The sequence below is a fragment of the Halomonas sp. H2 genome (assembly GCF_050215315.1).
Lineage (GTDB): Bacteria > Pseudomonadota > Gammaproteobacteria > Pseudomonadales > Halomonadaceae > Vreelandella.
Genome location: NZ_CP189760.1, coordinates 3,512,298 through 3,525,847 on the forward strand (window position 1 = coordinate 3,512,298; position 13,550 = coordinate 3,525,847).

The 13,550-nt window shown below is 55.8% G+C and carries 12 protein-coding genes; 11 read left to right on the forward strand and 1 reads right to left on the reverse strand.

What is annotated here, in order from left to right:
• The first annotated feature begins 3 nt into the window (after positions 1 to 3).
• The 4 genes from ACQE2I_RS16265 to ACQE2I_RS16280 all read left to right on the forward strand — a co-directional run bounded on the left by ACQE2I_RS16265 (position 4) and on the right by ACQE2I_RS16280 (position 3,022).
• Entirely contained in the window at positions 4 to 1,098 is a 1,095-nt protein-coding gene (locus ACQE2I_RS16265; RefSeq protein ID WP_193059659.1) for a metal ABC transporter permease, read from the forward strand.
• A complete protein-coding gene (locus ACQE2I_RS16270) occupies positions 1,095 to 2,015 on the forward strand; it encodes a metal ABC transporter permease (RefSeq protein ID WP_193059660.1) in 921 nt (306 codons plus the stop codon). Before ACQE2I_RS16265 ends, ACQE2I_RS16270 begins: the two co-directional genes overlap by 4 nt.
• 96 nt (positions 2,016 to 2,111) lie before the next feature.
• Positions 2,112 to 2,561 (forward strand): type II RES/Xre toxin-antitoxin system antitoxin, encoded by a 450-nt coding sequence (gene parS, locus ACQE2I_RS16275; RefSeq protein ID WP_038479340.1) that lies wholly within the window; start codon positions 2,112 to 2,114, stop codon positions 2,559 to 2,561.
• Positions 2,558 to 3,022, forward strand: a complete 465-nt coding sequence (locus tag ACQE2I_RS16280) for an RES family NAD+ phosphorylase (protein ID WP_193059661.1) — start codon at positions 2,558 to 2,560, stop codon at positions 3,020 to 3,022. The genes parS and ACQE2I_RS16280 overlap by 4 nt, the downstream gene beginning before the upstream one ends.
• Positions 3,023 to 3,142: 120 nt before the next feature.
• Here ACQE2I_RS16280 and ACQE2I_RS16285 read toward each other — a convergent pair whose 3' ends face one another.
• Entirely contained in the window at positions 3,143 to 3,766 is a 624-nt protein-coding gene (locus ACQE2I_RS16285; RefSeq protein WP_193068474.1) for a TetR/AcrR family transcriptional regulator, read from the reverse strand.
• Positions 3,767 to 3,997: 231 nt separating this feature from the next.
• Between ACQE2I_RS16285 and ACQE2I_RS16290 the strand changes: the two genes are divergently transcribed.
• The 7 genes from ACQE2I_RS16290 (at position 3,998) to ACQE2I_RS16320 (ending at position 13,548) form a co-directional block, all read left to right on the forward strand.
• Positions 3,998 to 5,794: an ABC transporter ATP-binding protein gene (locus ACQE2I_RS16290; protein ID WP_427029087.1), complete on the forward strand. Its 1,797-nt coding sequence runs from the start codon at positions 3,998 to 4,000 to the stop codon at positions 5,792 to 5,794.
• Positions 5,788 to 7,557, forward strand: a complete 1,770-nt coding sequence (locus ACQE2I_RS16295; RefSeq protein WP_427029088.1) for an ABC transporter ATP-binding protein — start codon at positions 5,788 to 5,790, stop codon at positions 7,555 to 7,557. Before ACQE2I_RS16290 ends, ACQE2I_RS16295 begins: the two co-directional genes overlap by 7 nt.
• Positions 7,557 to 8,501, forward strand: coding sequence for an ABC transporter permease (locus ACQE2I_RS16300; protein WP_427029089.1), 945 nt, complete (start codon positions 7,557 to 7,559; stop codon positions 8,499 to 8,501). The genes ACQE2I_RS16295 and ACQE2I_RS16300 overlap by 1 nt, the downstream gene beginning before the upstream one ends.
• Complete coding sequence (locus ACQE2I_RS16305; protein WP_427029090.1) at positions 8,498 to 9,445, forward strand: iron chelate uptake ABC transporter family permease subunit; 948 nt, start codon at positions 8,498 to 8,500, stop codon at positions 9,443 to 9,445. The genes ACQE2I_RS16300 and ACQE2I_RS16305 overlap by 4 nt, the downstream gene beginning before the upstream one ends.
• Positions 9,442 to 10,218 (forward strand): ABC transporter ATP-binding protein, encoded by a 777-nt coding sequence (locus ACQE2I_RS16310; RefSeq protein WP_427029091.1) that lies wholly within the window; start codon positions 9,442 to 9,444, stop codon positions 10,216 to 10,218. Before ACQE2I_RS16305 ends, ACQE2I_RS16310 begins: the two co-directional genes overlap by 4 nt.
• Positions 10,215 to 11,183: a siderophore ABC transporter substrate-binding protein gene (locus tag ACQE2I_RS16315; protein WP_427029092.1), complete on the forward strand. Its 969-nt coding sequence runs from the start codon at positions 10,215 to 10,217 to the stop codon at positions 11,181 to 11,183. Before ACQE2I_RS16310 ends, ACQE2I_RS16315 begins: the two co-directional genes overlap by 4 nt.
• A 250-nt stretch (positions 11,184 to 11,433) precedes the next feature.
• Positions 11,434 to 13,548 carry a TonB-dependent receptor gene (locus ACQE2I_RS16320; protein WP_427029094.1) on the forward strand — a complete coding sequence of 705 codons (2,115 nt, stop codon included), beginning with the start codon at positions 11,434 to 11,436 and terminating at the stop codon, positions 13,546 to 13,548.
• Positions 13,549 to 13,550 lie beyond the last annotated feature (2 nt).

Sequence of the window (13,550 nt, forward strand, 5' to 3'; positions counted from 1 at the left end):
CCCATGCAGTGGCTTGATCTTCTTTCTGACTACACCTTTCAAAACGTGGTGATTGGTGCCTCGCTACTGGGTCTGATCAGCGGCCCACTGGGCTGCTTTGCGGTGTTACGCCGCCAGAGCTTGCTCGGTGACGCCATCTCCCACGCGGCGCTGCCCGGCGTGTGTTTAAGCTTTATCATCACCGGCAGTCGGGATATGGGCGGCGTTATCATTGGCTCACTGGCCACTGGCTCGTTAGCCGCGCTGACGATGCTGCTGCTGACCCGCAAAAGCCGCTTGAAAACCGATGCCGCTCTCGGCATTTGCCTAAGCATTTTCTTTGCCATTGGCATCGTGCTGCTGACCTATATCCAGGGTACCAATAACGCCTCCCAAGGGGGGCTAGAAGCCTTTCTGTTCGGCCAGGCCGCTGCTACGCTACGCTCGGATCTGTGGGTAATGGGCAGCATCACCCTCTTCACACTCACGCTGCTCGCCATCTTCTGGAAACAAGCCAAGCTGGTCACTTTTGATGGGCAGTACGCCCGCTCGCTCGGCATGCCCGTCAACGCCATCGAAGCCGCGCTTACCGCTATGGTGGCGCTCGCCGTGGTGGTCGGCTTGCAAATGGTTGGCGTGATATTAATGGCCGCCATGATCGTGGCGCCAGCCGCTGCGGCCCGGCAGTGGAGCCGTCATCTGGGGGGGATGCTGGTTATTGCCGCTGGCATCGGTATTGTCAGTGGGGTCTCGGGGGCAACCATTAGTACCCTATCCCGTGGTCTGGCGACCGGCCCGCTGGTGATTCTCACCGCAACGGCTATTGTCATCATCTCGCTGGCGCTTGCTCCCGGCCGAGGCCTGCTGTGGGGCTTCATCAAGCATTACCGCCAAAAAGAAGCGCTGCAGAAGCAGCAGTTACTCTACACGCTTTACAAGCATCCCAGCGCCTCCCGACACTACCGCGCAACATTTGGCGCGCGCATGGTGCTGAGTAAACTTAAGCGCCAAGGCTACCTTATACGCTCCTCTGACGGCGGCGCCGGATGGGCGCTAACATCGCGGGGAGAAAAGGCAGCCAAACAGGTGGTCGCCACCTTCGAAGAGGTCGTGACATGATTGCTGAATTACTAACCAACACGGCGCTGCCCATTATTCTGGTAGGTGCCATGGTTGGCATTGCCTCCTCGGCGGTGGGTACCTTCCTTGTGCTGCGCGGCAATAGCATGCTCACTGATGCGATTAGTCACTCAATTGTATTTGGCATTGTGATTGTCTGGCTGCTGACCAAACAGCAGAGTGGGCCTGTACAGCTAATAGGCGCCGCATTAACCGGGCTATTAACCGTATTACTTACCGAGGCACTGGCCAACACCAAGCGGGTAAAGCAGGATGCCGCTATCGGTCTGGTTTTCCCCGCGCTCTTCTCCATCGGTGTGCTGTTACTCAATGTCTACGCCAACGATGTGCATATCGACACGCATACTGTGCTGCTCGGTGAAATCGGCTTTGTCTGGTTGGATACTCTCGACATCTTCGGTCTGCCCATCCCCAAGGCGCTGGTATCGATGAGCGTGATGACACTGCTCAACTACGCGTTTATCGGGCTCTTTTATAAGGAGCTGAAACTAGCCACCTTCGATCCAGCGCTGGCCAAAACGTTCGGCTTTATGCCTTCGATTCTTTTCTATGTGCTGCTAATGCTAACTAGCTCAACCGCCGTAGCGGCCTTTGATGCCGTGGGGGCAGTACTGTTTATCGCCTTTGCCATTGTGCCCGCTTCCGCCGCCTATTTGCTGACCGATCGGCTATGGATGATGTTTATCATCGGTGCGCTAATTTCGATCGCTTCAAGCATTTCTGGCTACTACCTCGCCGTGTATTTCAACGTCTCCATTGGCGGCATGATGGCGATAATGACCGGCGTTTTCCTAATCCTCGCCTTCCTCGCTGGCCCCCGCTACGGCGTGATCACCCAGACCATGAAACGCCGCCGCGCCCGCGAAACACCAGAAGCGCCAAGTTCGTTGCGCTAAAGAGATTAGAGGCGATGCCTTCCATCTCACTTGACGTCTGGGCAGGCGAGGCGTATACCATTTGATAGTTCATTGAAATATCAAATGAGAAATACCATGGATATGCACTTCACTCAATACCAGCCACCCAAAGCCTTGGCATCAGGTTTCTGGCACCAGATCGGCCTGCCTGCCAGAGGCCGCAAGCTGCATGAGCTTTTGCATCAAGGCGTTGAGTATAGGGTCTACCCCAGACTGGCTAAGGCGTCAGGTATCGAACAGAAGGCGCTGGCAGGCTACGTCGATATTCCCCCGGCCACGCTGAGCCGCCGTGCTAAGTCGGGGCGCTTTAAGATGGCGGAAAGCGACCGGCTATATCGCTTTGCCGAACTCTTCAAGGCGGCGCTAGACCTGTTTGAAGGCGACGTCGAGGGTGCCCGCACCTGGCTGCTCAAACCCAATACTGGCCTGGGCGGGCGCAGGCCCATCGAAATGAGCGCAACCTCTGCCGAGTATCAAACGGTGCTGAACCTGATTGGGCGACTGGAGCATGGGGTTGCTACGTGAATGAGGTCAACGCTTACCGCTTGATCAAGCGCAAGTATCAGGACAACGCTTTCGATGGCGAAGGCGCACGCCTTTATGGCGGGCGCTGGAACAGCCCGGGTAAGGCCTGTGTGTATGTGGCAAGCGCTGAGTCGCTGGCGCTGCTTGAAATCATGGTGCATCTGGAAAGCTATCAGTTGCTCAATGCCTATGCGCTACTGCGCCTGACACTACCGACCGATAGCATTCTGGGTGTTGGAGAAGCCGATCTCCCGGATAACTGGCGGGAAGCGCCTGCGCCAGCAGAAACTGCCGAGCTTGGCGACGGCTGGTTGGACTCCGGCCACAGTTTAGCCCTGGCAATTCCTAGCGTGGTCGTGCCAAGAGAGTTCAACTACATGCTCAACCCTGGGCACCCCCTGTTTGATCAAGTCATCACGACGGCAAAGGCGCTGCCCTTCCAGCCCGACCCACGACTTTGAACCGGGTGTGGATAACTTAAACGGTCAAATGCTGTTTGATCAGTTCGTTGGAAAGCTCAGCGATCTCGCCTTTGGCCACCGGACGGCCACGATTCACGCTGGCGAAGGCCAGGAGATCATTCACTCCTGCCCCTGCGGATGATCATCCAGCATGGCGATAGCTCCAGCAATGAGCGCCTGAATACCTTGCTCCAGTTCGGCCTCCAGTTCGGCCTCTTCTACGGCATGATCTATTGCCTCAACAGGCTCCTGCCCCATCACCGAGTAAATCGTGTCCGCTACGGCAAAGCAGTGAAAGGCTACCGTCGCCAGAAGCCAACGCGCTTGTAACTGGGAAATCTCATAGACCTCGGCAATATGCGCTTGGTGCTCATGGATTTTTTCAATCATCGGCTGGGTCGCCGCCAGACGACGGATCACGTAGGGCGTCAGCCCTGGGTGTACTTTGACAAACTCAGCTATCGACATAGCAAAAGTGAACAGATACGCCTGCAGCTCTTCGGGCTCATCTCGACGAGCACGCGGAATTCTCCAGCGCCGAAAGATCTCTTCGGCTACCACCACCTTCAGCGCTTTAAGATTAGCGACGTGCTTGTAAAGCGCCATATGGCTAACGCCCAACGCGGCGGCTACTCCCACAAAGGTGATATTGGGTAGGCCAATCTCGACACCCGCATTCGCAATACGCTCACGCGTAATGGTGGGTGGCCGCCCGCGTACTTTAGATGCTGGTCGCGCTGCCATAACACACTCCTTTTAATAGCGTCCTTTATCAAGCCATGCCCCTTCCGCTAGGGTCAATTAGTTTATCAGCATGCAACTATTTTAATTAGTTTATAGACACTAAACTAATTTTCAATTAATCTCACAAACGCGATTAATTCGCGTTTATATCCAGTGGCAATTCCGGTTCTTTCGACTTGATAGCTCTGAGAGTAATCACTTAAACGCCCCATGACCGAGTAGCAACGATTCATGAACACGCAAACCACGCCGACTGGCCAAGGTCCCATCAGCCGAATACTGGCCCCCATCCGCACACGGCTCTTAATAGCCGCCACCCTGGCGGGCATCGGCACAATCTTCACGATGATACCGCTAGCCGGCATGGCGCACATCGCGCAGATCCTCGCCACCGCTTCAGACCAAGCCTGGGAGTTATCTGCGAGCAGCAAACGCGACATCGCGTGGGTGGTAACAGCCAGTATCGTCAGCGTCTTCATCGGCATGGGAAGCATGTTCCTCGGCGAGCTGATCGCGCATCTGGCGGATAACCGTCTGACACATCATCTACGTCAGGCCGTGCTCAGCCGCTTGGCCCAGGCACCGCTTGGCTGGTTTACCGGCCAAACCTCCGGGCAGGTCAAGCAAGCGATGCAGGATGACATTGCGACGCTGCACAGCCTAACCGCGCACTTCTATACCGCCGTCGGGCGCGCGCTTGGGGCTCTGTCGATCTCAGTGATTTATCTGTTTGTGCTGGATTGGCGAATCGCTGTGATAACCCTGTTGCCCTTGCCAGGCTTCTTTCTGTTTCTGCATCGGCTCATGCAGTCCAGCAAAGCCAACATGGGGGAGTTCGTCACAAGGCTTGAGCACATGAACAGCGCCACCAATGAGTTCGTTAGCGGCATTCCCGTTGTCAAGGCATTCGGCACCACTGGCCAGGCCTATCGCGGCTATCAGGACGCTGTGGATAGCTTTGCCGCTGCTTTTGATCGTTTTACCCGCCCGCTAGTCGCCTCCATGGCGCATGCTCATGCGATGGTAACGCCAGTGACGATATTGGGGCTGACGCTGCTGTGCGGAACGATTTCTGTCGTCAACGGCTGGACGACTCCCGTCGACTTGGTACCGTTCATTCTGGTGGCGCCAGGTATCTGTGCCCCGATCTTGCTGCTTCACACCCTACTGCACGACCTGGGCAGTGCCACCGGCGCCGCGCAACGCGTCATAGCGCTGCTTGAGACGCCTATCTTGCAAGCGCCTCTCTCCAACCAGCAGCCACTACCTGCAAACAGCGAAATCCGTTTCGACAACGTGAGTTACGCCTATGATAACGGGCATCGTGGGCTGTCGAATATCGACGCCACTTTTGCCGCAGGAAGTGTCACTGCGATTGTTGGGCCATCCGGCGCGGGTAAGTCGACGCTGGCACGACTGCTATTGCGCTTCTTTGACCCCACCCAGGGGCACATTACCTTAGGCGGTGTGGATCTCCGCCAGCTCTCAACGGCGACACTTTACCAATATATCGGTTTTGTTCTGCAGGACGTTCGCCTAATCCATGCCAGCATCCGCGACAACATTGCTTTAGGCCGCCCTTCCGCCAGCCAGCAAGAGATTGAGGACGCGGCTCGCGCGGCGAACATCCACGAGCGTATCGTCGCATTGCCAGGCGGCTATGACGCTGTCGTTGACGACACCATCCAACTGTCTGGTGGTGAACAGCAGCGTGTGAGTATTGCCCGCGCCATTCTGCTCGATCCTCCTCTACTGGTGCTGGATGAGGCAACGGCAGCAGTCGACGCGAGTAGCGAACTGGTCATTCAGGAAGCACTAGCTCGGCTAACCCGCGGACGCACGCTGATCGTTATCTCCCACCGGCTCGATACGATCCGATACGCCGATCAGATCCTGGTGCTCGATGACGGCATGATCGTCGAGCAGGGCAACCATGACCACCTCCTCACTCAACATGGCCTTTATGCCCGCCTTTGGGCCTTGAGCAACGCCACCTCAACGCTGGAATCAGAGGTATCAACGTGCTGAAAATACTGACTCATCTGCTCGGCGAGGACGTCGTACTCTTTCGTCGTTATCTCGGGCTGGCTATTGGCTATGGTCTGCTTAGCGGCGTCACAATCCTGACATTTATTCCTATCATCACCTATTTAATGTCTGGTGATTCGGCTAACGCCAGCATCTGGTTGGCCGTACTGCTACTGGGTATTCTCGCATGCTGGTTAGTGCGGTCACACGTAGAGAAGGCGGGCGTTCGCGTCGGGGTCGCTGTCCTGCAATCTGGACGTCACCGTCTAGGTAGCCATGTAGCTCGCCTGCCCGTTGGCTGGTTTACCAGCACCAATACCGCGCGTCTTAGCCATGTAGTGACTCAAGGTATAATGGCGGTAGCCCAACTTCCCGCCCATGTTTTCACACCGGTGATCACCGGTGTGGTCGTGCCGCTGGTTATTATAGTGGCACTGCTAGCGCTACACGCACCGCTCGGTATCGCAGCACTGATAGCATTAGCGCCACTGATGTGCGTGTTATGGCTCACTTCCAAGCTCACCCGTCACGCCGATCGGGCCTTCCAGCAAAACTTCTCCGCAACCAGCCAGCGGGTTGTCGAATTCGCGAATACACAGGCGGTATTACGCGCCTTTAGCGGCGAAGGCCAGAGTACGCGTTTTCTGGAGAGCGCACTGGAGAAGCAGCACCATTCCGGCACAAGGCTAGCCTGCCTTTCGGCTTTATCGGCGCTACTCAATACATGGGCAGTACTGACGGTATTTGCTGTCTTGCTGATCGCCATCATGGTGTGGACCAATACGCTGCTGGGTGAGCCACTGAAGGCATCTGACATCACCAGCGTCATTGCGGCACTGCTGCTAATCAGCCGGTTTATCGAGCCGTTGCTTGATGTGGCCCAGCATAGTGATGTTCTCCGCAGTGCCAAGGGGCAGCTAGAGGCAATAAAAGCTATTTTCGACGCCTCCCCCTTAGCCGAGACAGACGCACCTCAGTCGCCACGTGATGCCTCGATCGAGCTTCACGCAGTACATTTTCGCTATGCCGCAGATGCTCCCAATGTGCTCAACGGGGTGAGCCTGTCGGTCAAACCCGGCAGCATGACGGCATTGATCGGTGAATCGGGCTCGGGCAAGACCACTATCGCACGCCTTGTGGCACGTTTTTTTGATGTCGACCAAGGCAGCGCTTCCATTGGTGGTGTCGACGTACGCGACATGTCTAATGACCAGCTAGCAGGTGAGATTAGCCAGATCCTTCAGGAGAGCCACCTGTTTGCTGGCAGCATTGCCGACAACATACGCTTTGGCCGCCCTGAGGCCAGCGATGCCGAGTTGATGGAAGCGGCCGACCTTGCGGGTGTCTCTGAGATACTCGAACGCTTACCCATGGGGATGAACACACCGGTGGGCGAAGCAGGTGTCCGCCTTTCCGGCGGAGAACGTCAGCGCATCGCGATCGCTCGAGCACTGATCAAAGATGCTCCCATCCTGCTGGTAGACGAAGCGACAGCCGCACTGGACCCACAGAACCAGGCCATCATTACTCAGACACTGGCACGGCTACGAGGTCAACGCACACTACTAGTGATCGCTCACCAACTATCCACCGTGGCTATGGCCGATCAGATCATCGTACTGGAAAACGGTCGCGTCGTGGAGCAAGGCACGCCCGCTGAACTACGCGCCCACAAGGGACATTACGCCACCTTTCTTGACCAGCGACAGACCGCGAAAGCATGGCGTATTACACCGCATGCCGAAGCGAGAGAAGACGCCTAATGCGCGGATATCTGCCTTGTCTGTTTGTATTGCTTTGCGGCGTATCGTTACTGGTAGGCGCGCAGCAGTTGAGTTGGCACCAACTTATCACTCTGTCTGATGGCGCTTGGTTGACGCTCACAGCCAGCCGACTGCCGCGCCTCATCAGCGTTATTTTGACCGGTGTGGGCCTATCGATTTGCGGCGTGATTCTGCAGCACATCGTGCGTAACAAGTTCGTGGAGCCAGCCACCTCGGGCGGGCTTGATGCAGCTAAACTGGGCATTCTCGTATCGCTAACCCTAATGCCTGCAGCTGGCGCTGGATTACGAATGCTTGCCGCGCTGCTCTTTTGCTTCGCTGCAAATGTCGTATTTATCACTATTGTTCGCCGCATCAAGTTCACCAACAGCGTGCTGATTCCCGTCATCGGTTTGATGTACGGCGGCATGCTAAGCGCCCTTGCCGAGTTCTACGCCTACCGCCATAACATCTTGCAAAGCATGCAGGGCTGGTTACTGGGCGACTTTTCAAAGATCGTGCAAGGCCATTACGAAATCATCTACCTCATTCTGCCGGTCGTGATGCTTACCTACCTCTACGCCCATCGCTTCACGGTACTGGGCATGGGTGAGGCGGCGGCGGTGAGCCTAGGCATGAATTATCTTGCCATCGCCATACTAGGATTGATGCTGGTGGCCATCACGGTCTCGGTCACGGTCATCGCTGTGGGCGCCATGCCCTTTGTCGGCTTAGTGATTCCCAATTTGGTGGCGCTCTACTACGGCGATAACCTGACTCGCACACTGCCAGTAGTAGCACTGTCGGGGGCAACCTTGCTGCTGGCCTGCGACATTGTGAGTCGGCTGCTGATTTACCCCTTTGAAGTGCCCATCGGCTTAACAACGGCTTGCGTTGGGGGAGTGCTGTTTCTGATCTTGATTATCGGGAGAGCACAACGATGACAGCCAAGACTCGCCACACCGTTTGGGCAGCCGTGATCGTTCTAGCGCTCGCTTTTATCTTCGTGCGCTCAGGACTCGACTTCGACTATGTCATTCCGAAACGACTGGAACGCTTGGCCACTATGGTGATCGGCGGCATCTGCGTCGCTTGGTCGTCCATTGCGTTTCAAAGTCTTACCGGCAACCGGATATTAACGCCCGCCATCATGGGCTACGAGTCCATCTATCTGCTGTTTCAGGCTCTGTTGATGCTGATGCTGGGCACCCGCAGTCTGGTGGTACTCGGCGAGCACGGCAACGTCATACTCTCTATGCTGCTGATGCTTGGCTACTCCTGGGTGCTGCATCGCTGGCTGTTTCGCGATGGTAGAGACAACGTCTATTTCCTGCTGCTAGTCGGACTGGTGCTGACAATGGTCATTACCACCCTTACGCAGTTCATTCAGCTCAAGATGAGCCCGGGCGAATTTTCCATTCTGCTGGGGTACAGCCAAGCCACTTTCGGCAAAGCCAGCGCTGCACAACTGCTCTACGCTACCTCCATCGTGGTCACGATCTGTCTGGTGGGCTACAAGGCCCTTCCGGTGCTCGACGTGCTGTTGCTAGGCCGGGAGCAGGCCATCTCGCTCGGCATCGACTATCGACGCCGCGTACAACGCCAGCTTTTCTTGATTGCCGCGCTGGTAGCCATCTCAACCAGCCTGCTTGGCCCCACGGCATTCATGGGTATTTTCGTGGCCAATACTGCCTACGCGCTGGCAGGCACCTACCGGCATCGAGTCACACTGCCTTTAGGATGCGCCATCGCCATCGCCACTTTCCTCCTCGCCCAACTGCTGGTCGAACATCTCTTTAACTACAAAACCACCGTCAGCATTCTCGTCAACCTCGTATGTGGGGCTTACTTCCTGTCGCTGATGGTGCGGACGCGGGGCACGGCATGATTACGGTTCAAGACCTTCATAAAACCTATGCTAGCCGCACAGTGCTATCGGCTATCAATCTCCGCTTCCCGACGGGTCAATTGACGTCACTGGTGGGCCCAAACGGGGCAGGCAAAACGACCCTGCTGATGATGATCGCAAGACTGCTAAAGCCTTCTCAAGGAGTCATTCAGCTTGACAGCTCCCCGATAGAGAACATTCGCATCGGCGAGTATGCCAAGCGGGTGGCCACGCTGAGACAAACGCCTGAATTCAACTTGCGCCTGACCGTCGAGGAGTTGGTCGCCTTTGGTCGCTTTCCTTACACCCACGGCACACTCACTCAGCACGATCATCAAGTGATCGATGATGCCCTGTCGTTTCTATCGCTGACGGCTCTACGCGGAGCTTATCTGAATGAGCTCAGCGGCGGCCAGCGTCAGATGGCGTTCCTGGCCATGACCATTGCACAGCAAACCGATTACCTGCTGCTCGACGAGCCTCTGAACAACCTCGATATCAAGCATGCCGTTCAGATCATGCAGGCCCTTCGCCGACTCTGCGACGAATATGGACGAACGGTCATTCTGGTCGTCCATGACATCAACTTTGCCGCCAACTACTCCGATTACATTGTCGCCATGAAGGGTGGGGCAGTGCATTGCGATGGCAACGTCACCGACGTCATCACCGAGCAGCGCTTGAGTGAGCTTTATGGACTGAACTTCGACGTCGCCCGTGACGAGCGCGGCTATCTATGCAATTACTTCAAGCCCTCAGGAAACCTGGTATGACGCGATATCTCAACAGTAGCCGCCTGGCACACCTTCTCCTTCTCGCTACGATGGCATTGATGCAAGGGTGCGATCAGGCCAACGACATGCCCACACAGGAGGCCATGACACCGCTAACGATTCAGCACGCGCTGGGAAGCACTGTGATCGACCACCGCCCACATCGAGTCGCAGCGCTCGACATGAATGAAGTCGACTTTTTGGATCAGTTGGACGTTCCAGTGGTGGGCATGCCGAAGGACTTTATTCCCCATTTTCTCAAGGAGTATCGACACAATCCGGCGGTTGAAGATCTGGGCTCTATCGTGCGCCCCAACCTTGAGCGGGTGCATCGAGCCAACCCTGATCTAATTCTCATGACATCGTTACAGGCCAACCATTATCACGAATTAACTCAAATCGCGCCGACGCTCCACTTCGACGTGGATTACCGTAACAGCCAGAGCAACCACATTGACGTTATCAAAGACCATCTCATCGATCTTGGGGAGATCTTTGGCAAGGAGGCGCTGGCCCGTCAACGCACGGCCGAGCTGGACAATACAGTCGAGAAAGTTAGGCGTGTTACTCAGGGCCGACCAGAGAGAGCACTTATCCTGCTGCATAACAATGGCGCTTTCAACTCCTTCGGAGTGCAGTCGCGCTACGGTTTCATCTTCACCGAGCTAGGCGTTGAACCTGCGGCTCCCGGCATCGATACCAGCATGCACGGCCAGCCTGTCTCCAGTGAATTCATTCAACAGGCCGACCCCGACATCATTTATGTCGTGGATCGTACTGCCGTCATGGAGCACCGGCCCGCCATGGATGCCAGTAGCATGGCAAATCCCCTGATACGCCAAACCAGCGCTTGGCGAAATAACCGGGTGATCTATGTCGACCCCGAAGCTTGGTATGTCACCGCTGCCAGCGTGAGCGCCCTAGGGATCATCGCGGATGACATTATCGAGGGATATCGCGACTAGCGACTTAACCAGACTAAGCAACTCAAAAACGATTTAGCCGACTGCTTTATCGAGCGTTCCAACGACAGCTCGACTGGAGCAGCGTAGCTCCGCCTGTCTGATATAAAAGGAGACTGACATGGCCTTACCTCACCCCCCTAAAACACAACCCGAATGGGCAAAAGCCCAACTGCGCCTCGCTATTACCTACTTAGGCCCCCCAATGCTCGCCCGGAACACATTTCCGTTAGCCCTGAGCGCGAGTGCTCTCATGCTACTTTCTTTACAAGCACTGGCCCAGACAAGCAATGACGCCGAGCACAATGAGACACATCATGCCGTGGCCTTGGCTCCGGTCACCGTGCATGGTGAAGCGACGACAGTAAACGATACCTATGCAGGTGGTCAGGTGACCTATAGCAATCGAGCAGGCTTTCTGGGCAACAAGGACTTTATGGAAACCCCATTCAATGCCATCAGCTATACGGATCGCTTTGTCCAGGATCAACAAGCCCAAACTATTGCCGATGTAATTGCGGCGACCGATCCAGGTGTATTCAGTAATGGCGTCACCAGTGCCTGGAGCGAGAGTTACTCGATCCGTGGATTCAATTCCAGCACCACTGATACGACATTTGATGGCCTTGCCGGGATGGCCCCCTACTACCGTACGTCCCCCGAGATGTTCTCGCGTATTGAGGTACTCAAAGGGCCTTCTGCATTGCTTAACGGAATGCCCCCTGGAGGCTCCGTTGGTGGTGCTATCAACCTAGTTCCCAAACGGGCTGACGATGAGCCACTGACGCGTTTCACCACCACGTACATGTCCGATGCGCAGCTTGGTGGGCACCTTGATGTTGGCCGACGCCTAGGGGAAAACCAGCAGTTTGGCGTTCGCTTCAACGGCGTCTACCGGGACGGCGAAGGGGCTGTGGATAACCAGAAACCCAGGGTTCAAATGGGAGCTCTGGGGCTGGACTGGCGAGGTGAGCAAGCTCGGCTATCAGCCGACTTGTACAGTGCTGACGACCATATCGATGGCCCCGTTCGAGGTATCAATCTAGCCCCTGGCCTGGCAGTACCGACACCTCCCGACTCCGATACGCTGATCAACCCTGACTGGGCTTTTGCCAACACACGCGACAAAGGAGCCATATTACGTGGCGAATTCGACTTTACCGATGAAATCATGGGGTACGCATCAGTAGGTCGAAGCGAAACGAACTACACCTACAATGGCGCTATGTCATCCTTGGTGCTTGATGATCAAGGTAACTATCGTACAAGCATTGGTCAGCTCGCCTTCGATGTCGAAAAAACATCGGCGGAAGTCGGGGTTCGCGGTCATTTCCAAACCGGCGCCGTCAGCCATGCAATTAGCGTCAATGCCACTCATTACGAGCATGAACAACATGACTACGGGCGCAGAACCGTTCCCGGTGCAGACTGGGTCACTAATCTATACGATCCGCAGTGGGGCGCCGCTGCCGAATTTATCACCCCACATATCATGCATACAGAGCTACGCTTGAACAGCTATGGTCTGGCGGACACGATTTCATTTGCCGATGATCGCCTACAACTGACCCTCGGCGCCCGACGCCAGGAGGTAGTGAGCGATGCCTACAGCGTAACGAGCGGCGCACGCATCTCCCGCTATGATGAAAGCGCGGTCACCCCCGCCGCAGCGCTACTTTTCAGAGCCACCGACCAGGTATCACTCTACGCCAACTATATCGAGGGGCTCAGTCAGGGGGCCACGGCACCTATGAGTGCTGCCAATGCTGGTGAGGTATTTGAGCCTTACAAGACCAAACAAAACGAGATTGGGGTGAAGTTTGACCTAGGCGATTTCTCACACACACTTAGCCTTTATGAAATCAAGCGGCCCAGCAGTTACACCGACCTAGAAACTAATATCTTCTCGTTTGGCGGTGAGCAGCGCAACCGAGGAGCGGAGTGGAACTTCTTCGGCAGCCCACTTAGCAACCTCCGCTTAATGGGTGGGATCGCCTATGTAGACCCTAAAGTAACCCGCGCCGCTAGCGATGAAAACCAAGGTAGTCAGGCCACTGGCGTGCCCGACCTTCAAGCCAAACTAGGCGCTGAATGGGATCTATCCGCAGCACCAGGGCTGACACTGACCGCTAATGCCACCGCAATGTCAGAGCAGTATATTAATAGTGACAATTCCTTGTCGGTTCCTGGGCACACCATTTACGACGTTGGTGCACGCTACGCTACTCACCTTTCCGGCTACCCGTTGACGCTGCGCGCCACTATCGACAATGTAACCGATAAGGCGTACTGGGCCATGCCACAACTCTCAAGCCTTGCACTAGGAGCCCCCCGCACCTTTATGTTTTCAGCCTCGTTAGACTTCTAGAT